Annotated in this window: 21 protein-coding genes; 15 read left to right on the forward strand and 6 right to left on the reverse strand. The window is 73.7% G+C overall.

Features of this window, described 5'->3' with window-relative positions:
• Positions 1 to 58 precede the first annotated feature (58 nt).
• The 8 genes from K7B10_RS30630 (at position 59) to K7B10_RS30665 (ending at position 12,131) form a co-directional block, all read left to right on the forward strand.
• A complete protein-coding gene (locus tag K7B10_RS30630; protein WP_229341018.1) occupies positions 59 to 2,173 on the forward strand; it encodes a right-handed parallel beta-helix repeat-containing protein in 2,115 nt (704 codons plus the stop codon).
• A 257-nt stretch (positions 2,174 to 2,430) separates the two neighbouring features.
• On the forward strand, positions 2,431 to 3,312 hold the full coding sequence (locus K7B10_RS30635; protein ID WP_372481570.1) for a cupredoxin domain-containing protein: 882 nt from the start codon (positions 2,431 to 2,433) through the stop codon (positions 3,310 to 3,312).
• A 202-nt stretch (positions 3,313 to 3,514) separates the two neighbouring features.
• Positions 3,515 to 4,777, forward strand: coding sequence for a hypothetical protein (locus K7B10_RS30640; protein ID WP_229345540.1), 1,263 nt, complete (start codon positions 3,515 to 3,517; stop codon positions 4,775 to 4,777).
• A gap of 35 nt (positions 4,778 to 4,812) precedes the next feature.
• Positions 4,813 to 5,433: a TetR/AcrR family transcriptional regulator gene (locus tag K7B10_RS30645; RefSeq protein ID WP_229345543.1), complete on the forward strand. Its 621-nt coding sequence runs from the start codon at positions 4,813 to 4,815 to the stop codon at positions 5,431 to 5,433.
• A 129-nt stretch (positions 5,434 to 5,562) separates the two neighbouring features.
• Positions 5,563 to 7,872, forward strand: a complete 2,310-nt coding sequence (locus K7B10_RS30650; protein WP_229341020.1) for a molybdopterin-dependent oxidoreductase — start codon at positions 5,563 to 5,565, stop codon at positions 7,870 to 7,872.
• Positions 7,873 to 7,945: 73 nt separating this feature from the next.
• A complete protein-coding gene (locus tag K7B10_RS30655) occupies positions 7,946 to 9,451 on the forward strand; it encodes a CitMHS family transporter (protein WP_229341022.1) in 1,506 nt (501 codons plus the stop codon).
• A 107-nt stretch (positions 9,452 to 9,558) separates the two neighbouring features.
• Positions 9,559 to 10,971 carry an aldehyde dehydrogenase family protein gene (locus K7B10_RS30660; RefSeq protein WP_229341024.1) on the forward strand — a complete coding sequence of 471 codons (1,413 nt, stop codon included), beginning with the start codon at positions 9,559 to 9,561 and terminating at the stop codon, positions 10,969 to 10,971.
• 80 nt (positions 10,972 to 11,051) lie between these two features.
• Positions 11,052 to 12,131: a Zn-dependent alcohol dehydrogenase gene (locus tag K7B10_RS30665; RefSeq protein WP_229341025.1), complete on the forward strand. Its 1,080-nt coding sequence runs from the start codon at positions 11,052 to 11,054 to the stop codon at positions 12,129 to 12,131.
• A 60-nt stretch (positions 12,132 to 12,191) separates the two neighbouring features.
• Here K7B10_RS30665 and K7B10_RS30670 read toward each other — a convergent pair whose 3' ends face one another.
• Positions 12,192 to 12,848 carry a TetR/AcrR family transcriptional regulator gene (locus tag K7B10_RS30670; RefSeq protein ID WP_229341028.1) on the reverse strand — a complete coding sequence of 219 codons (657 nt, stop codon included), beginning with the start codon at positions 12,846 to 12,848 and terminating at the stop codon, positions 12,192 to 12,194.
• Between the two features lie 89 nt (positions 12,849 to 12,937).
• Here K7B10_RS30670 and K7B10_RS30675 point away from each other — a divergent pair, with 89 nt between their 5' ends.
• The 3 genes from K7B10_RS30675 to K7B10_RS30685 all read left to right on the forward strand — a co-directional run bounded on the left by K7B10_RS30675 (position 12,938) and on the right by K7B10_RS30685 (position 15,236).
• The gene (locus K7B10_RS30675; protein WP_229341030.1) at positions 12,938 to 14,089 is read left to right on the forward strand and encodes an acyl-CoA dehydrogenase family protein; all 1,152 of its coding nucleotides are present in this window, start codon (positions 12,938 to 12,940) and stop codon (positions 14,087 to 14,089) included.
• 126 nt (positions 14,090 to 14,215) lie between these two features.
• The gene (locus K7B10_RS30680) at positions 14,216 to 14,506 is read left to right on the forward strand and encodes a YiaA/YiaB family inner membrane protein (RefSeq protein WP_030860375.1); all 291 of its coding nucleotides are present in this window, start codon (positions 14,216 to 14,218) and stop codon (positions 14,504 to 14,506) included.
• Positions 14,507 to 14,597: 91 nt separating this feature from the next.
• On the forward strand, positions 14,598 to 15,236 hold the full coding sequence (locus K7B10_RS30685; protein WP_229341032.1) for a TetR/AcrR family transcriptional regulator: 639 nt from the start codon (positions 14,598 to 14,600) through the stop codon (positions 15,234 to 15,236).
• On the opposite strand, the gene K7B10_RS30690 is transcribed toward K7B10_RS30685, so the two are convergent.
• The gene (locus K7B10_RS30690) at positions 15,227 to 15,688 is read right to left on the reverse strand and encodes a MaoC family dehydratase (RefSeq protein ID WP_229341034.1); all 462 of its coding nucleotides are present in this window, start codon (positions 15,686 to 15,688) and stop codon (positions 15,227 to 15,229) included. The two genes, K7B10_RS30685 and K7B10_RS30690, sit on opposite strands and share 10 nt — an antisense overlap.
• Before the next feature lie 134 nt (positions 15,689 to 15,822).
• Between K7B10_RS30690 and soxR the strand changes: the two genes are divergently transcribed.
• Positions 15,823 to 16,266: a redox-sensitive transcriptional activator SoxR gene (gene soxR / locus K7B10_RS30695; protein WP_308284648.1), complete on the forward strand. Its 444-nt coding sequence runs from the start codon at positions 15,823 to 15,825 to the stop codon at positions 16,264 to 16,266.
• Here soxR and K7B10_RS30700 read toward each other — a convergent pair.
• The 4 genes from K7B10_RS30700 to K7B10_RS30715 all read right to left on the reverse strand — a co-directional run bounded on the left by K7B10_RS30700 (position 16,247) and on the right by K7B10_RS30715 (position 20,704).
• Positions 16,247 to 17,008: a 3-keto-5-aminohexanoate cleavage protein gene (locus tag K7B10_RS30700; RefSeq protein ID WP_229341038.1), complete on the reverse strand. Its 762-nt coding sequence runs from the start codon at positions 17,006 to 17,008 to the stop codon at positions 16,247 to 16,249. The genes soxR and K7B10_RS30700 overlap by 20 nt on opposite strands.
• 121 nt (positions 17,009 to 17,129) lie before the next feature.
• Positions 17,130 to 17,756 (reverse strand): hypothetical protein, encoded by a 627-nt coding sequence (locus K7B10_RS30705; protein WP_229341040.1) that lies wholly within the window; start codon positions 17,754 to 17,756, stop codon positions 17,130 to 17,132.
• A 149-nt stretch (positions 17,757 to 17,905) separates the two neighbouring features.
• Positions 17,906 to 19,270 carry a serine-threonine protein kinase gene (locus K7B10_RS30710; RefSeq protein WP_229341042.1) on the reverse strand — a complete coding sequence of 455 codons (1,365 nt, stop codon included), beginning with the start codon at positions 19,268 to 19,270 and terminating at the stop codon, positions 17,906 to 17,908.
• 165 nt (positions 19,271 to 19,435) lie between these two features.
• Complete coding sequence (locus K7B10_RS30715; protein ID WP_229341044.1) at positions 19,436 to 20,704, reverse strand: exo-beta-N-acetylmuramidase NamZ family protein; 1,269 nt, start codon at positions 20,702 to 20,704, stop codon at positions 19,436 to 19,438.
• 70 nt (positions 20,705 to 20,774) lie between these two features.
• Between K7B10_RS30715 and K7B10_RS30720 the strand changes: the two genes are divergently transcribed.
• The 3 genes from K7B10_RS30720 to K7B10_RS30730 all read left to right on the forward strand — a co-directional run bounded on the left by K7B10_RS30720 (position 20,775) and on the right by K7B10_RS30730 (position 24,033).
• On the forward strand, positions 20,775 to 21,572 hold the full coding sequence (locus tag K7B10_RS30720; protein ID WP_229341046.1) for an SDR family oxidoreductase: 798 nt from the start codon (positions 20,775 to 20,777) through the stop codon (positions 21,570 to 21,572).
• Positions 21,569 to 23,338 carry an AMP-binding protein gene (locus tag K7B10_RS30725; RefSeq protein WP_229341048.1) on the forward strand — a complete coding sequence of 590 codons (1,770 nt, stop codon included), beginning with the start codon at positions 21,569 to 21,571 and terminating at the stop codon, positions 23,336 to 23,338. Before K7B10_RS30720 ends, K7B10_RS30725 begins: the two co-directional genes overlap by 4 nt.
• A gap of 89 nt (positions 23,339 to 23,427) precedes the next feature.
• Positions 23,428 to 24,033, forward strand: coding sequence for a TetR/AcrR family transcriptional regulator (locus K7B10_RS30730; protein WP_030860355.1), 606 nt, complete (start codon positions 23,428 to 23,430; stop codon positions 24,031 to 24,033).
• Positions 24,034 to 24,036 lie beyond the last annotated feature (3 nt).

Here is a 24,036-nt window from a genome sequence, read left to right on the forward strand (position 1 = left end):
GGATTTCGCGCTGCCGTGGGGGATCCAAAAAGATGAACATTGCTCTACTCTCACGCGCATGTCGTGGACCCGCAGGTTCCCTGCCGTGCCGGCGGCGCTCCTCGCCGCCCTCCTCGCGCTCCTGTCCCTCTTCGCCGCCGCGCCCGCCGCCCGCGCGCACGAGGAGCGCCCCGTGACCCTGCCGGACGGCTCCGGGTCCGTGCCCCGGTACCGGACGGCCGAGCCCGATCTGGTGGTCTGCAAGACCGACCGGCCCGCCTTCGAACGCCGGATATCCGCCTTCCCCGCGGAGCTCAGGCAGCGCAACCTGGCCCTGTACGAGCGGTGCGAGAAGAGCGGCTACCGGCACCTCCAGGAAGCCGTCGACGCCGTGGACCGGCCGGGCATGAACATCGCGATCCTGCCCGGCCTGTACGAGGAGGAGCCCTCGCTGCCGAAGCCGACGGGGGAGTGCGCCGCGCTCAAGGCCCCCAACTCCTCGCTCGGCTACCAGATCCTCACCTACGAGCAGCAGGTGCGGTGCCGGCACAACCAGAACCTCGTCGCGATCCTCGGCAAGACGGACCTGCAGATCGAGGGCACGGGCGCGAGCCGCCAGGACGTGGTCATCGACGCCAAGTACCAGAAGCTGAACGCCATCCGCGCCGACAAGTCGAACGGCATCTACTTCCGCAACTTCACCGCGCAGCGGACCACCTTCAACTCGCTGTACGTGCTCGCGGGCGACGGGTTCGTCATCGACGACGTCCTGACCAGGTGGAACGACGAGTACGGCTTCCTGACCTTCGCCAGTGACCACGGGCTGTACAAGAACTGCGAGTCGTACGGGAACGGCGACTCCGGCATCTATCCCGGCAGCGCCTCCGACATCAACGACGGGCGCGGCTACGAGGTCCCTCGCTACTCCATCGAGATCACCGGCTGCCACAGCCACCACAACATGGTCGGCTACTCCGGCACGGCGGGCGACTCGGTCTGGGTCCACGACAACGAGTTCGACGCGAACATGGGCGGCGCCTCGATGGACAGCGCCTTCCCGGGACACCCGGGACTCCCGCAGAACCACGCCAAGTTCGAGCGGAACCTGATCCACGACAACAACGCCGACTACTACGGGTACGTCGCCGACGGCACCTGCGCCAAGCCGCCGATCGAGCGCGGCTACGAGCAGGGGGTGGTCTGCCCGCAGATCTCCATGCCGCCGGGCACGGGGATCATCACGGCGGGCGGCAACTGGAACGTGTACGAGGACAACTGGGTGTACGGGCACCGGCGCGCGGGCTTCTTCCTCTCGGCGGTCCCGGCCTTCATCCGGGGCGAGGAGTCCTGGGGCAAGCAGGCGGACACCTCCCACCACAACCGGTACGCCGGGAACGTCCTCGGCAAGGACAAGTCCGGCGCCTCCCGCCCCAACGGCATGGACGTGTGGTGGGACGGCCAGGGCCGCGGCAACTGCTGGCAGTCCGGACCCGACGGCTCCACCCCGGGCACGCTCCCGCACTGCGGTGACCGCCGCGGCGAGGTGTCGGGAGCCTCCTCCCGGCTGGTCGGCGAACCGGTGAAACTCGCCCAGCTCCTCGTCTGCGCCGACTACAGCGTCCAGGCGCGCAAGCTCCCGGCCGGCTGCGACTGGTACGGCGCACGCGGCCTGGAGAGGGTGGAGACCCAGATCGCGCTGGCGGTGGCGGCGGTCCTGCTCCTCGTCGGCGGGGTGCTGTGGTGGCGCCGCCTGCGCGGGTCCCGCGCGGGCACGGCGGCCTCGCTGCTGGGCCTGGCCGGGCTGGCCCTGGACGTGGCCGGCTCCACGACGCCGCTCGTGGACACCGCCGTGCCGGCCGTGGCCCTGCTCCTGCTGGGCCTGTGGTGGACGGGCGCGGGCCTCGCCCTGCGGCCCGCCCGCCCCTGGTTGGCGCGGCTGACCCTGCTCCTGGCGGCCCTCACCCTCCTCGACGCCTTCGACAAGGCCGTCCTGATGATCCCCTGGACCCCGATCGGCCCCTCCTGGGCGCGGGCCCTCGTGGCCGTGGTCTGGGTCCTGTGGGCGGTCGTGGCCTCGGCCCGCCCGACCACCCCGGGCCCCGGCCCCAGGGGCGACCGCGGCGGCGACCGCGTGCCGGCGCCGGCGGCCCCGACCCAGGCGCCGCACGCCGAGGCCGCCCCGGACCCGGCATGACCCCCTGCCCCGCCGCACGCGGGCACGCCCCACCCCGGACCCGGCCCGCGCGAGGCGACCCCCGGGGGGGGCGTCGGCCCCCGGGTTCGCCGGGGCGCCCGAAGCGCAGGTGACCCCGGAGACGCTGCCGGCCCCGGATCCGGCACCGCGCACCCCGCCCTGGCAGCGCCGAACACAGGAGGCCATCCGTGACCGACCGGCCCGAGAGCCCGTACGACGACCGCCCCGCGCACCGGGTCCGGTGCCACGCCCGCGCTGTGCCGCCCCGCCCGCCCCGCACGGCCCGCGGGCACGGCCGAACCACCCGAACCGCGGCGCTGCTCACCGCCGCCCTCCTGCTCGTCGGCGGCGCGGCCGCGGGCTGCGGCGGGCGGGCCACCACTCACCACAAGCCCGGCACCAGCCACGAGCAGGCCACCGGCAGCGTCGGCACCCTGCTCGATGCCCAGGACCCCACCGGCCACCGGCTCCGCGAGGTCCCGGCCGAGGGCGCGCCGCAGGTGCAGCTCGCCGCCCGCCCCGACTCAGAGGACGGCTGGAACCTCCAGCTGACGGTGAAGAACTTCCGCTTCACCCCGGACAGCACCGGCGGCGCCGCCCTCCCGGGCGCCGGCCACGCGCACCTCGAGCTCGACGGCCGCAAACTGGCCCGGCTGTACGGCCCCTGGTTCCACCTGCCGGCGGCTCAGGCGCCCGAGGGCGCGCACACCCTGACCGTCCGCCTCTACGCCGACGACCACACCGCCTGGGCCGTCGCCGGCAAGGCGATCGAGGGCACGCTCGAGCTCACCGCCGGCGCCGGCGCCCCCGGCCAGGCCGGCCACAGCCACACCCCGCCGTCGGTGCCCCCCTCACCGCCGTCGTCGCAGGCGCCCGCCGACCGCACCGTGACCATCGCCGTCCGGGACGGCAAGGTCACCCCGCCCCCCGGCCGCACCGAGCTGCGGCGCGGGGAACGCCTCGCCCTGCGCGTCACCAGCGACCGTGCCGACACCCTGCACGTCCACGGCTACGACAAGGAACTCGCCCTGCCGGCAGGCCAGGAGGCCACCCTGGTCCTGACGGCCGACCGTACGGGCCTCTTCGAGGTCGAGACCCATGGGTCCCGCCTCGTCCTGACCCAGCTCCTCGTCCGATGACCCCGCCCGCGACCCGCCTGGCCCGGTTCCCCTTCCGCGGAGGGCAACAAGGCCGTACGGGCGCACCGTGGTGACCCCGGTAGCGCCGAGTCTCGGGCTCGGTCTCGGTCTGGGGCCCAGGCTCGGGCCCGGGCCCGGCGCGGGCGGGGGCCGGGGCGCGGTCCTTCGCCCGGCCGATCCGCTCACCACGCTCGCGCACGGGATCGGGTCCCAACACGATCTGCCGATCTCTCCCTTCTACGCCTTCGCCGGCGCCTTCGCCGCACTGTTCGTCTCCTTCCTCGCGCTCGGTCTGCTCTGGTCCTCCTCCCGATTCCGCGGCGACCGCTCGGGCCTCGCCCTGCCCGCCGCCCTGGAGCGGATCGCCGACGCGCCGGCCACCCGCACCGCCCTGCGCGGACTCGGCCTCGCCGCCGCCCTCGCCGTCCTCCTCTCCCTCCTCCTCGGTCCCGACGACCCCGCGCGCAACCCCGCCCCCGGCGCCGTCTACGTCCTCCTCTGGGTCGGCCTCGTGCCCGCCTCCCTCCTCCTCGGCCCCGTCTGGCGCCTGCTCAACCCGCTCCGCACCCTCCACCGCCTGTGCCACCGGCTGCCCCGCGCCCGGCGGCGGCACGCGCACGCCCCCCTTCCCGCCCGGCTCGGCCAATGGCCCGCCGCCGCCGGGCTGTTCGGCTTCACCTGGCTCGAACTCGCCGCTCCGGATCCTGCATCCACCACCACCCTCCTGATCGCCCTCGCCCTCTACACCGCCGCCCACCTCGCGCTCGCCGCCCGCTTCGGAGAGCGCTGGTTCGCCGACGCCGACGCCTTCGAGGCGTACTCCGCCCTCCTGGCCCGGCTCTCCCCCCTCGGCCGCCGCAGCGACGGCCGCCTGGTGCTCCGCAACCCCTTCCACGGACTCGACGCGACACCCGAGCGGCCCGGACTCGTCGCCACCGTCTGCGTCCTGCTCGGCTCCACCGCCTACGACGGCTACTCCGACGACCCGTCGTGGATCAACACCCTCCAGGCCTCCCCCCTCGGCCGCACCCCCACGGCCACGCTCGGACTGCTCGCCTCCATCGCCCTCGTCGCCACCCTGTACTGCCTCTGCGCAGTGGCCACCCGCCTCGTCTGCGGCCCGCACCCCGGCCCGCTGACCGCCTTCGCCCACTCACTCGTGCCGATCGCGCTCGGCTATCTCGTCGCCCACTACTTCTCCCTCCTCGTCACCGAAGGACCACGCACCGTAATCATGGCAGCGGGCACTGACAACGCCCCAGAACCCTTGCCGCCACTGGGCCCCGGGGGTCTCGCCGCCCTCCAGGTGATCGCCGTCGTCACCGGCCACGTACTCGGAGTGATCGCGGCCCACGACCGCTCCGTACGCCTCTTCCCGCCCGCCAGGGCCGTCGCCGGCCAGCTGCCGCTGCTCGCGCTCATGATCACTTACACGATCGGGGGCATCGGCCTCCTGCTGAACTGAGACCGCGGCTGAACCGAGGAGCCAGGAGCGGCATGATGGACCCCGTGCCCCCCGCCCACCCCCTGCGCCGGACGCCGATCCAGCAGCGCAGCGCCGACCGGCTCGCCCGGATCCTCGACGCCTGCGCCGAACTGCTCGACGAGACCGGGTACGAGAACCTCAGCACCCGGGCCGTCGCCCTGCGCGCCGGCGTGCCCATCGGCTCGGTCTACCGCTTCTTCGGCAACAAGCGGGCCATGTCCATCGCCCTCGCCCACCGCAACCTGGACCGGTACACCGACGCCATCGCGGACCGCCTCGACGGGCTCCCGGCCGGCGACTGGCGGCCCGTCGTGGACGCCGTGCTCGACGAGTACCTCGCCATGAAGAGGACCGTCCCCGGTTTCGCGTTCGTCGACTTCGGGGTGCCCGCCCCGCCCGCCGCGGGCCCGGCCGCCGACCCCAACGGGCTGGTCGCCGTACGCCTCACCGAACTGCTCGGCGCCCACCTCGACCTGACCCCGGACGCGGCCCTGCGGCGGGCGGTCCTGGTCGCCGTCGAGGCCACGGACGCGCTGACGAAGCTGGCCTTCCGCGCCGATCCGGCCGGCGACCCCGACATCGTGGCCGAGATCCGGGCCATGATGCACGCGTACCTGTCCCGCGTACTGGACTGACCCGCACGCGGGAGCACCGCGCGCGCATCCCGGCCCCTCCCCGCAGTCCCCTCCCCACCGTCCCAACCGGTCGGTATGCTCGGACGTGCCCGCGTGTACGTGTCGCAGCCTGCCGCCCCTGGAGGGCCCATGCCCCGCACCGCCCTGCGCATCTGCCCCCTGTGCGAAGCCACCTGCGGCCTCACCCTCACCATCGAGGGCACCGCCGTCACCGGCGCCCGCGGGGACCGCGAAGACGTCTTCAGCCGCGGCTTCATCTGCCCCAAGGGCGCGGCCTTCGGCGCGCTCGACGCCGACCCGGACCGCCTGCGCACCCCCCTCGTCCGCCGCGACGGCCGCCTCCGGGAGGCCACCTGGGAGGAGGCGTACGAGGCCATCGCCGCTGCCGTCCCGGCTCTCGTGCGGGAGCACGGAGCCCAGTCCGTCGGAGTCGTCCTCGGCAACCCGAACGTGCACACCATGGCGGGCAACCTGTACCCGTCGCTCCTGCTCAAAGCCCTCGGCACCCGCAACTTCTTCACCGCCAGCACCCTCGACCAGATGCCCAAGCACGTCTCCAGCGGGCTCCTCTTCGGCGACCCCTTCGCCATCCCGGTCCCCGACCTCGACCGCACCGACTTCCTGCTGCTCCTCGGCGCCAACCCGGTCGAGTCCAACGGCTCCCTGTGCACCGCGCCCGACTTCCCGGGCCGGCTCAAGGCACTGCGCGCCCGCGGCGGCACCCTGGTCGTCGTCGACCCGCGCCGTACCCGCACCGCCAAGCTCGCCGACCTCCACCTCGCCCCGCGCCCCGGGAGCGACGCCCTGCTGCTGGCCGCCCTCGCGCACACCCTCCTGGCCGAGGGGCTCGCCGCGCCGGGCACCCTGGAGGAACAGGCCGAGGGGCTCGGGGAACTCGCCGACGCCCTCGCGCGTTTCACTCCTGAGGCCGTCGCCCCCGCCTGCGACCTCACGGCCGCCGAGATCCGCGACCTCGCCCGCGCCCTGACGGCCGCGCCCACCGCCGCCGTCTACGGGCGGATCGGCAGCTGCACCGTCGAGTACGGCACGCTCGCCAGCTGGCTGGTCGACGTGCTGAACGTCCTCACCGGCAACCTCGACCGACCCGGGGGAGTCCTCTTCCCGCTCCCGGCCGCCGGCCCGCGCCCGCGCCCCGCCGGGCCCGGCAAGGGCTTCACGCTGGGCCGCTGGCTCAGCCGGGTCAGCGGCCATCCCGAGGCCAAGAGCGAACTGCCCATCGCGGCCCTGGCCGAGGAGATCGAGACCGTGGGGGAGGGGCGGATCCGGGCCCTGATCGCCATCGCCGCCAACCCGGTGCTGTCCGCCCCCGACGGGCGGCGCCTCGACGCGGCCCTGTCCGGGCTCGACTTCATGATCAGCGTCGACCCGTACCTCAACGAGACCTCCCGCCACGCCCACGTCGTGCTGCCTCCGCCGCCGCCCTCGCAGAGCGCGCACCACGACTTCGCCTTCAACGGCTTCGCCGTCCGCAACCAGGTGCGCTACAGCCGTCCTGCCGTCCCGCTCGAAGCGGGCCGGCTCGACGAGTGCGAGATCCACGCACGCCTCGTCCTGGCCGTCTCCGGCAGGTACGGATCCGCCGACCCGTCCGCCGTCGACGAGATGGTGATCCACGGCGTCCTCGCCAAGGAGACCGCCGACCCGAGCTCCCCGCTGCACGGGCGGGACCCGGCGCGCCTGGCCGGCCTGCTCACCGGGGAGAACGGCCCCGAGCGGCGGCTCGACCTGATGCTCCGACTCGGGCCGTACGGTGACCGGTTCGGCGCCGGCCCCGCCCCGCAGGCGGGACCGGGCGAGGGCGAGTGCGAGGGCGAAGGCGCCGGTACGGGTACGTACGCGGGCGGAAGCGGAGGCGAGGGGCTCAGCCTGGAGCGGCTGCTCGCGCACCCGCACGGCATCGACCTGGGCCCGCTGCGGCCCCGGCTCCCGGGCGTGCTGAGGACGCGCAGCGGCAGGATCGAGCTGCTCCCGGACCCGATCACGGCCGAGCTCCCCAGGCTGCGCGCGGCGCTCGCCGACCGCCCCGCCGCCCTGGTGCTCGTGGGCCGCCGCCATCTGCGGTCCAACAACAGCTGGTTGCACAACGTCCCGGCCCTCACCGGAGGTTCCAACCGCTGCACCCTCCAGGTGAATCCCGAGGACGCCGGCCGGCTCGGCCTCACCGAGGGCGGCCTGGCGCGGATCACCGCGGACGGCGGCAGCCTGGAAGTCCCCGTCGAGGTCACCGACACCGTCCGCACCGGCGTCGTGAGCCTCCCGCACGGCTGGGGCCACGACCGCGACGGCGCCCGGCTCTCCGTCGCCTCCGCCGCTCCCGGAGTCAACGTCAACCAGCTCCTCGACGGCTCCCGGCTCGACCCGCTGTCCGGTACCGCGGTGCTCAACGGCTTCCCCGTCGAACTGACACCCCTGCCCTGAGCTGGGGTTTTGCTCGTATTGCTCACGCGCTGACGTCTTGTTGACGCGAGGAGGGGGCACCTACGTTCCCTGCATGCTGACCTTCCTCGGCTTCGCCATGATCGCCACCTTCCTGGTCCTGATCATGATGAAGAAAATGTCGCCCATCGCGGCGCTCGTCCTCATCCCCGCGCTGTTCTGCGTGTTCGCAGGAAAGGGCGCCCACCTCGGCGACTACGTCATCGACGGCGTCGGCAAACTCGCACCGACCGCCGCCATGCTGATGTTCGCCATCGTCTACTTCGGCGTGATGATCGACGTCGGCCTGTTCGACCCGATCGTGCGGGGCATCCTGCGCTTCTGCAAGGCGGACCCGGTGCGGGTCGTGGTCGGCACCGCGGTCCTCGCCGCGATCGTCTCGCTCGACGGCGACGGCTCGACCACCTTCATGATCACCGTCTCGGCCATGTACCCGCTCTACAAGCGGCTCGGCCTCAGCCTGGTGGTGATGACGGGCGTGGCCGCCACCGCCAACGGAGTCATGAACACCCTGCCCTGGGGCGGCCCCACGGCCCGTGCCGCCACCGCCCTCAAGCTCGACGCCTCCGACATCTTCGTCCCGATGATCCCCGCCCTCGCGGTCGGCCTGCTGTTCGTGTTCGCCCTCGCCTACGTCCTCGGCCTCAAGGAACGCCGCCGGATCGGGACGCTGGTCATGCCCGGGGAGGCGGAGCGGGTGGCGGCGGAGGCCGAGGAGCCCGCCGAGGAGCGCCTGCTGGTCGCCACCGCCACCGCCGCGGGGTCCGCAGACACCGGGACCGTCGCCGGCTCCGCGGGTTCCGCCGGTTCCGCCGGTTCCGGGGCTCCGGTCGAGCCGTCCGCCCCCTCCGCGGGCTCCGGCTCCGGTGACGGCTCCGGCTCGGGCCCCGCTGACGCCTCCGCCGCGCACGAGGGCGGCTTCCAGGGCCTCGACCCCCGCCGGCCGACCCTGCGCCCGCGCCTCTACTGGTTCAACGCCGGCCTCACCGTCGCCCTGCTCACCGCGATGATCGCCGAGCTGCTGCCCATCCCGGTGCTCTTCCTCCTCGCCGCCGCCCTCGCCCTCACCGTCAACTTCCCGCACATGCCCGACCAGAAGGCCCGGATCGCCGCCCACGCCGACAACGTCCTGAACGTCGCCGGCATGGTCTTCGCCGCGGCCGTCTTCACCGGCGTCCTGAGCGGCACCGGCATGGTCAAGCACATGGCCGACTGGCTCGTCGGCGCCATCCCCGAGGGGATGGGCCCGCACATGGCGCTGGTCACCGGCCTGCTCAGCCTGCCCCTCACCTACTTCATGTCCAACGACGGCTTCTACTTCGGCGTCCTGCCGGTCCTCGCCGAGGCCGGCGCCGCCCACGGGGTCTCCCCGCTCGAGATCGCCCGCGCCTCGTTGGTCGGCCAGGCCCTGCACATGTCCAGCCCGCTGGTTCCCGCCGTCTACGTCCTCGTCGGCATGGCCAAGGTCGAGTTCGGCGACCACACCCGCTTCACCGTGAAATGGGCGGCCCTCACCTCCCTCGTCGTGCTCGGGGCGGGGATGCTTTTCGGCATCATCTGACCCCCGGGGCACTGGCGGGCCGAAAACTACCGGCGGTAGTTTGTAGGGTGGTCGAACGAGGTCAGGTCTACGCGTCCACGTGTTCGCGCGTGCTCGGGAGGAAAGCCATGAAGGCCCACGACGGGATGTACATCGACGGCGCGTGGCGGCCCGCCGCCGGACGCGAGCGGATCGAGGTGGTCAACCCGGCCGACGAGCAGGTGATCGGCGGGGTCCCGGCCGGGAACGCCGACGACGTGGACGCGGCCGTGCTCGCGGCGCGCGCCGCCTTCCCCGCCTGGGCTGCCACGGCCCCGGCCGAGCGGGCCGCCCTGATCGGGGCGCTCCGTGACGTGCTGGTCGCCCGCAAGGACGAGTTCGCCGAGATCATCACCGCCGAGCTCGGCTCCCCGCGGGGCTTCTCGGAGATGGTCCACGTGGGGGCGCCGATCGCGGTGTCCTCCTCGTTCGCCGAGCTGGGGGCCTCGTACGCCTTCGAGGAGCGGATCGGCAACTCCACCGTGCTGCTGGAGCCGGTCGGTGTCGTCGGGGCCATCACGCCCTGGAACTACCCGCTGCACCAGATCGTTGCCAAGGTGGCACCCGCTCTCGCCGCAGGCTGCACCCTCGTCCTCAAGCCCGCCGAGGACACCCCGCTGACCGCACAGCTCTTCGCCGAGGCCGTGCACGAGGCGGGCATTCCGGCGGGCGTGTTCAACCTGGTGACCGGGACCGGCCCGGTCGCCGGCCAGGCGCTGGCCGCGCACGACGGGGTCGACCTCGTCTCCTTCACCGGCTCCACCGCGGTCGGCAAGCAGATCGGCGCCACGGCCGGCGCCGCCGTCAAGCGCGTCGCCCTCGAGCTCGGCGGCAAATCGGCCAATGTCATCCTGCCCGGGGCCGATCTGGCCAAGGCCGTCGCGGCGGGCGTGGGCCACGTCATGAACAACTCCGGCCAGAGCTGCAACGCGCTCACGCGGATGCTCGTCCACCGCGACCAGTACGAGGAGGCCGTCTCGCTCGCGGCCGCCGCCGTCGCCAAGTACCCCTCGGGCGACCCCGGCGACCCGGGCACCCGCCTCGGCCCGGTCATCAACGCCAAGCAGCGCGACCGCATCCGCGGATACATCACGAAGGGCGTCGAGGAGGGCGCGCGGCTCGTCGCGGGCGGCCCCGAGGCGCCGTACGAGCAGGGGTACTTCATCGCCCCGACCGTGTTCGCGGACGTCACGCCCGAGATGACCATCGCGCAGGAGGAGATCTTCGGCCCGGTGCTGTCGATCCTCCCCTACGAGGACCAGGACGAGGCCCTGCGCATCGCGAACGGGACCGTGTACGGGCTGGGCGGCGCGGTCTGGGCCGAGGACGAGGAGACGGCCGTCGCCTTCGCACGCCGCATGGACACCGGCCAGGTGGACATCAACGGCGGCCGCTTCAACCCGCTCGCGCCCTTCGGCGGCTACAAGCAGTCGGGCGTCGGCCGCGAGCTCGGCCCGCACGGCCTGGCCGAGTACCTCCAGACCAAGTCGCTGCAGTTCTGAGCCGACAGCACCCGCACCAGCACCAGCACCCGCTCCAAGCCACCGCCCCGCACTCCTGAGCCCGAGAGACGGAATCGACCATGGTCCGCGCCGCCATCCTGCCCGCCGTCGGAGCCCCGCTGGAGATACGGGAGATCGTCCTGCCCGATCCCGGCCCCGGCCAGGTCCGGGTGCGGATCGCCGCGGCCGGTGTCTGCCACTCCGACCTCTCCCTCACGAACGGCACCATGGTGGTCCCCGTCCCCGCCGTCCTCGGCCACGAGGGAGCGGGGACGGTCCTGGCCGTCGGTCAGGGCGTCACGCACGTCGCCCCCGGTGACGCCGTGGTGCTCAACTGGTCCCCGTCCTGCGGGGAGTGCCACCACTGCTCGATCGGCGAGGTCTGGCTCTGCGCCAAGGCGCTCAGCGGGGTCGGGGCCGTCTACGCCCACGACGCCGCGGGCACGCCGCTGCACCCGGGGCTGAACGTGGCCGCGTTCGCCGAGGAGACCGTGGTCGCGGGCAACTGCGTGCTGCCCGCACCCGCCGGGATCCCGCTCACCGAGGCCGCCCTGCTCGGCTGCGCCGTCCTCACCGGCTACGGCGCGGTCCGCAACAGCGCCCGGGTGCGCCCCGGCGAGTCCGTCGCCGTCTTCGGTGTCGGCGGGGTGGGCCTGGCCGCGCTCCAGGCGGCGCGGGTGGCCGAGGCGGGCCCGATCGTGGCCGTCGACGTCTCCCCGGCCAAGGAGGAGCTGGCCCGGGCGGCCGGGGCCACCGAGTTCGTGCTCGCCTCCGACACCACCGCCAAGCAGATCCGCGCCCTCACCGGCGGGCAGGGCGCCGACGTCGCCGTCGAGTGCGCGGGCCGGGCGGAGTCCATCCGCGGTGCCTGGGACTCCACCCGCCGCGGCGGCCGTACCACGGTCGTCGGCATCGGAGGAAAGGAGCAGAAGGTCGGCTTCCACGCCCTGGAGATCTTCCACTTCGCCCGCACCCTCACCGGCTGCGTGTACGGCAACAGCGACCCGGCGCGCGATCTCCCGCTGATCGCCGACCACGTCCGCGCGGGCCGCCTCGACCTCGGCGCCCTGGTCACCGACCGCATCACCCTGGACGGCATTCCGGCCGCCTTCGAGGCGATGCTCGCCGGCAAGGGCGGCCGCTCGCTCGTGGTGTTCTGACCGCCATCCGTTTCCACCGGCGTCTGTCCCGGCCGCACTCCGTTCCCACCGCCTTGCGGCCTAGCCGCCCGTCACCCGCCCCGTCAACGCCTCGTGCTGGAGGGCCAGTCCGTCCAGCAGAGCGGCCAGGCCCGTCTCGAACGCGCCCTCGTCCACCTCGTGCCGGCGCTCCGCCAGCAGGTGGGCCTGGCCCAGGTGGGGGTAGTCCGACGGGTCGTACGCGGCCTCGTCGTCCACGAAACCGCCGGCGAACGAGCCCACCGCCGAGCCCAGGATGAAGTACCGCATGAGCGCGCCGATCCGGGTCGCCTGGGCCGGCGGCCACCCGGCCTCCGTCATCGCGCCGAACACCGCGTCCGCCACCCGCAGTCCCGCCGGGCGCCGGCCCGGACCGCGCGCCAGCACCGGAACGATGTTCGGATGGTCGGACAGTGCGTCCCGGTACGAGTGCGCCCAGTCGTGCAGGGCGCCCCGCCAGTCCCGGCCCGCTCCCGGCTCGAACATCGACAAGTCGACCCGCGCGCTCACCGCGTCCGCGACCGCGTCCAGGATCTCGTCCTTCGTGCGGAAGTGGTTGTACAGCGACGGCCCGCTGACTCCCAGCGCGGCGGCCAGCCGCCGCGTCGACACGGCCCCCAGCCCCTCCGCGTCCACCAGCGCGCCCGCCGCCTCGACGATGCGGTCTCTGCTGAGGAGGGGCTTGCGCGGTCTGGCCATGCGCCACATAGTAGGGCCTGCCCGCCATAAACTACCGGTGCTAGTTAACCTGCTGGTCGACCCGGCGCCGGACCGCCCGGAGGTGCCCGGTGAATCTGGAACTGAGCGAGGAGCAGGAAGCCGTGCGCCGGCTGGCCCGCGAGTTCACCGAGCGCGAGATCGTCCCGTACGCCGCCGAGTGGGACCGCGCCGAAAGTGTGGACCGGGCCATCGTCAAGAAGCTCGGCGACCTCGGCTTCCTCGGCCTGACCGTCCCCGAGGAGTACGGCGGCTCCGGCGGCGACCACCTCGCCTACGTCCTCGTCACCGAGGAGCTCGGCCGCGGGGACTCCGCCGTGCGCGGCATCGTCTCCGTCTCCCTCGGCCTGGTCGCCAAGACCCTCGCCGCCTGGGGGACCGAGGAGCAGAAGCGGGCCTGGCTGCCCCGCCTCTGCTCCGGCGAGGCGCTCGGCTGCTTCGGCCTGACCGAGCCCGGCACCGGCTCCGACGCGGGCAGCCTCACCACCCGCGCCGTGCGCGAGGGGGACGCGTACGTCATCAGCGGCAGCAAGATGTTCATCACCAACGGCACCTGGGCGGACGTGGTCCTGCTCTTCGCCCGCACCGGCGACGAGCCCGGCCACCGCGGGATCTCCGCCTTCCTCGTCCCCGCCGACGCCCCGGGACTCACCCGCCGGGAGGTCCACGGCAAGCTCGGTCTGCGCGGCCAGGCCACCGCCGAACTCGCCCTCGACGGGGTCCGCGTCCCGGCCTCCGCGATGCTCGGCCCCGAGGGCAAGGGCTTCTCCGTGGCCATGTCGGCCCTCGCCAAGGGCCGGATGTCGGTCGCCGCCGGGTGCGTCGGCATCGCACAGGCGGCGCTTGACGCGGCCGTCTCGTACGCGGCCCAGCGCGAGCAGTTCGGCAAGCCGATCGCCCACCACCAGCTGGTCCAGGAGCTGATCGCCGACATCTCGGTCGACGTGGACGCGGCCCGGCTGCTGACCTGGCGGGTCGCCGACCTCATCGACCGCGGGCGGCCCTTCGCCACCGAGTCCTCCACCGCCAAGCTCTTCGCCTCCGAGGCCGCCGTGCGCGCCGCGAGCAACGCCCTCCAGGTCCACGGGGGTTACGGCTACATCGACGAGTACCCGGCCGGCAAGCTGTTGCGCGACGCCCGCGTGATGACCCTCTACGAGGGCACCAGCCAGATACAGAAGCTGCTGATCGGCCGCGCCCGCACCGGAGTGTCGGCCTTCTGAGCGGGCACGGGTGCTGAGCGGGCACGGGTGCTGAGTAGGCGTCCGAGCCGAGTGCGCTCCGTTCTGAGTACGCACCTGAGTACGTGCACGGAGGTGGCCCGGCCGCCTCCGGCCGATGCTGGGCCCATGAACGAGACACCGGTCAAGCAGCGCAATTCGGCGGCCTACTACGGTCAGGCCCTCGCCTCCTTCGCCGTCGCCATCTGTGCCGTCTCCGTGGGGATCTACCACCTCCAGGTGGACGGCTGGGTCCGCGCGTTCCTCGGCATCGCGGTCCTCTACCTCACCACCTCGGCCTTCACCCTCGCCAAGGTGATCCGGGACCGTCAGGAGCTCACCCAGATCGTCACCCGGGTCGACCAGGCCCGGATGGAGAAGATCATGGCCGACTACGACCCCTTCCAGCCGAAGGTCTGAGCGGTGGCCGCCGTGTCTCCCAAGGCTGCTAAGCGCTTGCTCACCCTCCGGTAAGGTGTTCCTTCCACAGGACGAAGAGGGTGAGCGAGCGATGGACAGCGCGGAGGAGACGACCGGCGGCTACCGGCCGTGGTCGGAGGTCACCCCCGACGCCGCACGGCGGCTGCTCGTCGCCGCGGTCGAAGCGTTCGCGGAGCGCGGGTACCACGCCACCACCACGCGGGACATCGCGGGACGGGCCGGTATGAGCCCGGCCGCGCTCTACATCCACTACAAGACCAAGGAAGAGCTGCTCCACCGGATCAGCCGGATCGGCCACGACAAGGCCCTGGAGATCCTGGAGACCGCCGCTTCCGGCCCGGGCTCGGCCGCCGGGCGGCTCGACGCGGCCGTACGGTCCTTCGTGCTGTGGCACGCGGCGCACCACACCACCGCGCGCGTGGTCCAGTACGAGCTCGACGCCCTCGCCCCTGAGCACCGCTCCGAGATCGTGGAACTGCGCCGGCGGAGCGACGCCGCCGTACGCCGCATCCTCGCCGACGGGGTCGCGGCGGGGGAGTTCGACGTCCCGGACGTCCCCGGCACCACCCTCGCCGTCCTGTCCCTCTGCATCGACGTGGCCCGCTGGTTCAACACGGCCGGCCGCCGCACGCCCGAAGAGGTCGGCGCGCTCTACGCCGACCTCGTCCTGCGCATGGTCGGGGCCGCCCCGGAAGCGGCTCAGAAGTAGTAGCGGGACACGGACTCCGCGACGCACACCGGCTTGTCGCCGCCCTCGCGCTCGACCGTGACCGTCGCCGTGACCTGGACCCCGCCGCCCGCCTCCGTGACCTCCGTGATCACGGCGGTGGCGCGCAGCCGCGAGTCGACCGGGACCGGAGCCGGGAAACGCACCTTGTTCGTGCCGTAGTTGATGCCCATCTTCATCCCCTCGACCCGCATGACCTGCGGGACCAGGCTCGGCAGCAGCGACAGCGTCAGATAGCCGTGGGCGATGGTGGAACCGAAGGGTCCGCCCGCCGCCCGCTCGGGGTCCACGTGGATCCACTGGTGGTCACCGGTGGCATCGGCGAACAGGTCGATCCGCTTCTGGTCCATCTCCAGCCACCCGCTCGGACCGAGCGGTTCCCCGATCCCTGCGCGCAGTTCCTCGGCGGACGTGAAGATCCTCGGCTCGGCCATGCGTCTCCCTCTCCCTGGCGATGTCGGGCGAATAAGCGCTTGCTCAGCGCGCTGCTCAGCATGCTGGGGCCGTATGTATCTGTCAACGACACGTCCGTCAGCGAATGTCGGACCGGCCGACTACCCTCGGCCTCGTGCCGCAGATTCCCGAAAAAGTCCACGAGCTCACCGTCGGCCAGCTGTCCGCCCGCAGCGGCGCGGCCGTCTCCGCGCTGCACTTCTACGAGACCAAGGGCCTGATCAGCAGCCGCCGCACCGCCGGCAACCAGCGCCGCTACAGCCGCGACGCCCTGCGCCGGGTGGCCTTCGTACGCGCGGCCCAGCGCGTGGGGATCCCGCTCGCCGCCATCCGCGAGGCCCTCGCGCAGCTCCCCGAGGGGCGTACCCCCAACCGGGAGGACTGGGCCCGGCTTTCGGAGGCCTGGCGCACCGAGCTGGAGCAGCGGATCACCCAGCTGGCGCGGCTGCGCGACCACCTGACCGACTGCATCGGCTGCGGTTGCCTCTCGCTGAAGAACTGCGCCCTGTCCAATCCGGACGACGTCTTCGGCGACCGGCTCACCGGCTCCCGGCTGTAGCCGAGGCACCGACGATCTCGCGGGCCGCCGCCACCAGCTCGGCGTTCGACCGCGCCGGGCGGCCGTCCGGCAGGCGCAGTACGTCGCCCACGCCGGTCCGCGCGCCCGCACCGCACCGCGCGGCCAGCCGCAGCACCGGCCAGGCGGCGGCCTCCTGACCGAAGAGCTGCAGCGGCACCGGTGGCAGCCACCTCAGCCCCGCCACCAGCGCCGGATCTGCCGAGGCCAGCTCCACCGCGAGCCGTATCCGCGCCGGATCCCGTACCGGCCAGGCCAGGAACCGCGCCAGCGGCCCGGGCTCGCTCCCCGGCCCGGCGCCCGGCTCCGCCGCGAGCCGGCCGCCCGCCTCCCCGCCCAGCGGAACCACCGCGTCCACGGCCACGCCCCGCGCGAGCAGGGCCCGCGCCAGCTCCTCGGCCCCCGGCTCCGCGAAATGCACCACCGCCCGGTCCGGGAGCACCGTCCACGACCGGACCCGCTCCAGCCGCCCCGCCGGATCCGGCTCGGCCCCGATCCCCGCGGACACCGAAAGCGGTACGGAGACCCCCGCGCCCCGCATCGCCTCCAGCAGTGCCCCCACGACCCGGGGCGACAGGCTCTCCCGGCCGCACGGGGTCCGCGGATGGACCAGTACCTCCCCGGCCCCGGCGGCCACCGCCGCCAGCGCCGACTCCACCACCTCCGGCGGGGTCAGGGGCACGGCGCCGCCCTCGGCGCGGCCGCGCGCCCCGTTCAGCGACACGGAAACCGAAACCGGCGCCTCCGCGGAAGCCGGCCGCTCCGCGGAAGCCCGCCCCTCCGCGGGAACCGGCCCCGCCACCGAAGCCGGCTCCGTCACCCCGCCGCCCCGAGTCCCCGCCGGATCACGCCGCCCCCGCCGCAGCCGGGTCGGTCATCGACACCGCTTCCGCCAGCGCCGGCCTCGGCACGACGATCCCGCATCCCGCGCACACCGGACCGTCCCAGGCCCAGGCACCCTCCCAGGTGCGATGCCCCGCACGGGGCCCCCGTCTCTGCCCCGGCCCGTGCGCGGGCCAGCGCAGCTCCTGCTCCCCGCAGACCGGACACCCCGTCCCGGGCTCCGATTCCAGTGCCGCGACCAGCCGTCGCAGCACCTCGCCCAGCGTCCCGTCCGGCCGCACCCCCGGATCGGCACAGCGCACCACCGCGTCCCCGCTGCCGCCCCAGGCCCACTCGGGCCGGCGCAGCCCGTGGTGCTTCTCCCGCCGGCGCCGCTCCGCGAACTGCCGCTCGTACTCCAGCCAGACCGCCCGCGCGTCCTCCAGCTCCTCCAACGCCGCCACCAGCCGCAGCGGATCGGCCCCCCTGTCCTCGGGGGCGATGCCGTGCCGGTCGCACAGATGCCACCACGTCGCCCGGTGCCCGTACGGAGCGAACCGCTCCAGGCAGCGGCGCAGCGAATGGCGGCGCAGGGCACGGTCATTGCGTGCGTCCCGCACCTGGTACGCCAGACTTCGGAATCCCGCCATGACACCTTCACCTCCGTCGCGCCCACGCCCGCACCGGGGGGCGTCGTCAGGTCGAACGACGACGCACCGTGAGATGTGCCCAACATGCCCGGCCAGGTGCGGGCGCATGCGGGGGCGGTCGAGGCGTGCGGGTGGCACATGGCCGGATGTCAGCGCCCCATGCGCCCCGCGGCAACCACGAGCCGGGCCAGCTCCTCGTGACAGATGTCGCTGTGCGCCCCCGACGGCGGACCGCCGCGGCGCACCACGGACCCGGTGTCCACACTGACGCAACCGGCCTCCGGGACCCCCGCGCGCAGGGCCGCGTCGAGGGTGAGCCGCGGCGCGCCGGGCACCGCCTGCACCCCGTCGTGACCGATCGCGCCCCACCGCTCGTCGAAGCCGAGAAGACCGGCCGAATCCCCTGCCATACGCGAGGCCAGCGGGTAGAAGACCTTGAGGGCCGAATCGTACGGCGAGTGGCAGGCGACCACCGGGCCGTCGACCCTGCGCTGCATCCCGCGCAGGGCGCCGCCGCTGCCCTTGTCGTGGGGGAGCCGGTCGGTGAAGGCGTAGTGGGAGAAGGCCCCCTGGAGCAGGGTCGCGGACTTCACGTACCGGGCGCCGTCCGGCACCGCGCGCAGGGAGAAGGAGACCACCCGGGCCCCGAAGCTGTGCCCGATCAGATGGATCCGCAGGGCCGGTCGGCGGCCCGCCAGTTCGGCCAGCACCGGGCCGAGGCCGCGTTCGCCGACGACTCCGGCCCGCTTCTTCATCTGGTAGTACGTGGCCTGCCGCAGCAGCTCCTTGGCGCCGTTCCACAGCGCGTGGAGGCCGCCGCCGAGGGAGAAGCCGGGCCCGGCGGCGTCCCCGGACGGCGCGCCCGCCTCGACCAGCCCCTCGGTGAGGGCGCGGCACACCTCCAGCACGTCCAGCGTGAAGATGGCGGGCACGTCCCGTACGGCCGGCCCGGCGACCCCGGCGACCCCCGAGCCCCCCGCACCCGCCGGCCCGGCGATACCCGCCGCACCCGGCGCGTCTACCACGTCCACGCCCGCCAGCTCCCGTACGAGCGCCCCGAACTCGGTGAAGGCCGCCGCCGACTCCGGCCGGTCCTGCAGCAGTTCGGCGATCCGGTCCAGCTCCGCCACCCGTCCCGGCCAGAACTCCCCGAGCGCCCGCAGCGTGGCGGGGTCCAGGGCCGTCCCGTGGCCGGGCTCCGCGAGCGCGCCGTGGGGGTCGAAGTCCGGTATCGGCTCGTCCGAGAACCGGATCGAGGGCCAGACGACTCCCACGTACCCCAGGCGCACCCCCGACCCCACCAACTCGGGGAAGGGCGCGTAGAAACGGTCGAAGAGCCGGGTCGATGTCGCCCGGTCGCTGTTCCAGCCGTGCGCGAACACCAGCAGGTCGGTGGCCTCCAGTGCGGCCGCCGCATCCCGGCTGCCCGGGTCCACGTCGCCCTCGGCATCGAAGGTCAGCTCCGCGTACGGACCGACCCCGATCCCGCCGCCCACCGCCGTTGCATCCGACATGAGGTCCCCCTCCGCGCCGTCTCTCCGGTGCCGTCCAGCATCCTGCCGTCGCCCTTACCCGGCCAGACCCGTGCAGCCCACGGATTCACGAGAATTCACGTGGCTTCACGAGAATTCACGAGGCTTGACGAGGAACCACGCGGATCGACACGCCTCCCCGCGGGTTCAGGGATAGAGCAGGTACCGCCCCCGCACCTGCGCGAACCGCTCCAGCCCCGCCGCCCAGTCGCCCGCGATCTCCTCGACCCCCGCCCCCGCGTCCACCATCTTCCGCACCCGGTCCGAGCCCGTCAGCTGGTCGATCCAGTGGTCCGTGCGCCATGCGAAGCCGCTCCACGTCCGCTTCGCGGTCACGAGCAGCCCGATCCCGGCCCGCACCGGGTCGAAGGCCGCCCGGTCGTGCACGATCAGCCGGACCCCGCCGCAGAGCTTGCCGGTGAACTTGGAGAAGGTCGGCGTGAAGTACGCCTCCCGGAACCACACCCCGGGCAGCCCGAGCGCCTGCGCCGCCTCCGCCCAGCGCCGGGCCACGCCCTCCGCGCCGACCACCTCGAACGGCGTGGTCGTCCCGCGCCCCTCGGACAGGTTGGTGCCCTCGAACAGGCAGGTGCCGGCGTACACGAGCGCCGTGTCCGGGGTCGGCACGTTCGGACTCGGCGGCACCCAGGGCAGCCCGGTCGCCCCGAAGAAGGAGTCCCGCCGCCACCCGGTCATGCGGACGGTGCTCAGACTGACCGGCTTCGCCGCCAGGAACTCCGTGTTGAACAGCAGGGCCAGCTCGGCCACCGTCATCCCGTGCGCGAGCGCGATCGGCTCCCGGCCCACGCCGCTCGCGTACGCGCTCTGCAGTACGGGCCCGGCGGCCCGCCGGCCGCCCACCGGGTTCGGCCGGTCCAGCACCACCACCGCCTTGCCGGCCAGCGCGGCCGCGCGCATGCAGTCGTACAAGGTCCAGATGTAGGTGTAGAAGCGCGCCCCGACGTCCTGGACGTCGAAGACGACGGTGTCGATACCGGCGGCCGTGAACACGTCCGCGAGCTTCTGCCCGCTCTTGCCGTACGTGTCGTACACCGGCAGCCCGGTGGCCGGATCGCGCCCGGCCGCCTCGGAGTCGCCCGCCTGTGCGGTGCCGCGGAAGCCGTGTTCCGGCCCGAACACCGCGACCAGCTTCACCCGCGCGTCCGCGTGCAGTACGTCGACCAGGTGGCGGGCGTCGGCGGTGATCCCGGTGGGGTTGGTGACGACCCCCACCCGCCGGCCGGCGAGCAGCTCGTACCCGTCCGCGGCGAGCTGTTCGAAGCCGGTGCGCACCCGCTGGGCGGCCGTGTCCGCAGGGTCGGGGGCCCGGCCCGGCGCCGCACCGACCGCCCCCAGGGTCCCCAAGGCCCCCGTCGTCCCCGCCAGTCCCAGCAGCCCCCGTCGCGACAGCGTCATCCGGCCACGCTAGGTGCCGACCCCCTTCCACCCCGACATACCGACCGGTTAGTCTGCCCGGCATCCGGCCATGAACACCGTGAACGCCATGAAGGGTGATCCCGTGAACGCGTACCAGGACCAGCGAGTCGTCGTCACCGGCGCGGGCGGCGGCATCGGAGCCGCCCTCGCCCGCCGTTTCGCCGCCGAGGGGGCCACGGTGGTGGTCAACGACCTCGACGGCGCCAAGGCCGCCGCCGTGGCGGGCGAGATCGGGGCCCGGGCGATCGCGGTGCCGGGCGACGCATCGGCCGTCGTCGCGGAGGCCCGCGAGGCCCTCGGCGGCCGGGTGGACGTCTACTGCGCGAACGCCGGACTCGGCTCGGGCGGCGACGCGTTCGCCGACGAGACCGTGTGGGAGGCGGCCTGGGACACCAACGTCATGGCGCACGTCCGCGCGGCCCGGCTGCTGCTGCCCGACTGGCTGGAGCGCGGGAGCGGGCGTTTCGTGTCCACCGTCTCGGCCGCAGGGCTGCTGACCATGATCGGGGCGGCGCCGTACAGTGTCACCAAGCACGGTGCGTTCGCCTTCGCGGAGTGGCTCTCGCTGACCTACCGCCACCGCGGCCTCCAGGTCCACGCCATCTGCCCGCAAGGGGTCCGCACCGACATGCTGACGGCAGCGGGCTCGGCGGGCGAACTCGTCCTCACGCCGACCGCGATCGAGCCGGAAGCGGTTGCGGACGCACTGTTCGACGGCATGGAGAAGGGCCGGTTCTTGATCCTCCCGCACCCCGAGGTGGCGGACTACTACGCCGCCCGGGCCACCGAACCGGACCGCTGGCTCACCGGCATGAACCACATCCAGCAGAAGTGGGAGACCAGGTGACGCCGCCGAGCCAGCCGCCCGCCCAGCCCTCCCGCTACGCCGCCAAGCCGTGGCTGGCCCTGCTCAGCCCCGCCCAGCGCGCCCCGGTCTCCCCGCCGCCCAGCCTGCTGCACGCCTTCCGCGAGGCCGTCGCCCGCGCCCCCGGACGCACCGCGCTGGCCTACTTCGACGGCCGCATCGGCTACGCGGAGACCGACGCGCTCTCCGACTCCGTCGCCGGCCACCTCGCCGCGCACGGCATCGGCCGCGGCGACCGGGTCGCCGTCATGCTCCAGAACACCCCGCACTACGTGCTCGCCGTCCTGGCCGCCTGGAAGGCCGGAGCGGTGGTCGTCCCGCTCAACCCCATGTACAAAGCGGGCGAGATCGGGCACATCCTGCGCGACTCCGGGGCCGCCGCGCTGGTCTGCGACGGCCGCGCGTGGACGGCGTACGCGGCCGACGCGGTCCGTGGCACGGCCGTGCGGATCGCCCTGACGGCCTCGGACCGGGACTTCCAGACCCGGAACGACCCGCGCGTCTTCACCCCGGCGGAGCCCGCGCCGCGGGAACGGGACGCCGCTTTGACCGCCGGGCGGGACGCGGGGCAGGCCGCTCCGGTCACCCCGGTGCCCCCCTCCGACCTCACCCCTGCCGACCTCACCCCTGCCGACCTCACCGCCGTGGCCCGGCTGGGCCGTCCCGCCCCGCCGGACCCCGCCCTCACCGCCGCCGACACCGCGCTCATCAGCTACACCTCCGGCACCAGCGGCACCCCCAAGGGCGCCATGAACCCGCACGGCGCGCTCACCCACAACGCCGTCCGGCAGGTCACCGGGCACCCCCTTCCCGAGGGCGCCACCTACTTCGCCCTCGCCCCCCTCTTCCACATCACCGGCATGGTCTGCGAGCTCGGCGCCTGCTTCGCCAACGCCGGCACCCTCGTCCTCGCCCACCGTTTCGACGCCGGCGTCGTCCTCGACGCCTTCCTCGCACACCGCCCCGCCTACACCGTCGGCCCGGCCACCGCCTTCATGGCCCTCGCCGCCCACCCCGAGGCCACCGCGGACCACTTCGCCTCCTTCCAGGTGCTCTCCTCCGGCGGCGCCCCGCTCCCGCCCGCCCTCGTCGCGCGCCTGCGCGCCGCCTACGGCTTCTACCTGCGCAACGGATACGGCCTCACCGAGTGCACCGCCCCCTGCGCCTCCGTGCCCGTGCACCTCGAAGCCCCGGTGGACCCCGCCTCCGGCACCCTCTCCGTGGGCCTGCCCGGCGCCGACACGCTCGTACGGATCCTGGACGAGCAGGGCGCCGAGGTGCCCTTCGGCGAGACCGGCGAGATCGCCGTCCGCGGACCTCAGGTCGTCCCCGGTTACTGGGGTCTGCCCGCGGACACCGCCAAGGCCTTCCCGGACGGTGAACTGCGCACCGGAGACGTCGGGTTCATGGATGCGCAGGGCTGGCTCTACGTCGTCGACCGCAAGAAGGACATGATCAACGCCTCCGGGTTCAAGGTCTGGCCCCGCGAGGTCGAGGACGTGCTCTACACCCATCCCGCCGTGCGCGAGGCGGCCGTGGTCGGGGTCCCGGACCCGTACCGCGGCGAGAGCGTGAAGGCGTACGTGAGCCTGCGCCCCGGCGCCTCGGCGGAGCCGGAGGAGCTCTCCTCGTACTGCGCCGCGCGCATCGCGGCGTACAAGTACCCGCGCCAAGTCGAGATCCTGCCTGTCCTGCCGAAGACGACGAGTGGCAAGATCCTGCGACGGGAACTGCGCGACCGGGGCTGAAAACAGCCGTACGGTCGTACAGCGGATCGCACGGCTGGTCGCACGGCTGGTCTCACGGACCAGGGAACAGGGAAGGGAAGGTCAGCGCCATGGCTGCCAGGACCACGGAGCCCGAGGGCACGCACGAGACCCCGGTGCCGCAGCGGCTGCTGGCCGTCGCCACCCGGCTCTTCGCCGAACGCGGCTACGACCGCACCTCCGTCCAGGAGATCGTCGAGGCGGCCGGAGTCACCAAGGGCGCGCTCTACCACTACTTCGGATCCAAGGACGACCTGCTGCACGAGGTGTACGCGCGGATGCTGCGCCTCCAGCAGCAGCGCCTGGACGTGGTGGCCGACTCCGGCGCCCCGGTCGAGGAGCGGCTGCGCGCCGCGGCCGCCGACGTGGTGGTCACCACCATCGAGAACCTCGACGACGCGGCGATCTTCTTCCGGTCGATGCACCAGCTCAGCCCGGAGAAGTTCAAGCAGGTGCGGGCGGAGCGCCGGCGCTACCACGAGCGGTTCCGGGCGCTGGTCGAGGAAGGCCAGCGCACCGGGGTGTTCTCCACCGCCACCCCCGCGGACCTGGTGGTGGACTACCACTTCGGCTCGGTCCACCACCTGTCCACCTGGTACCGGGCGGACGGTCCGCTCACGCCGCAGCAGGTCGCCGATCACCTCGCCGACCTGCTGCTGCGCGCCCTGCGCCCCTAGGGT

Origin of the sequence: Streptomyces flavotricini (genome assembly GCF_020639365.1) — a bacterium.
In the GTDB taxonomy this organism is placed as follows: Bacteria; Actinomycetota; Actinomycetes; order Streptomycetales; family Streptomycetaceae; genus Streptomyces; species Streptomyces flavotricini.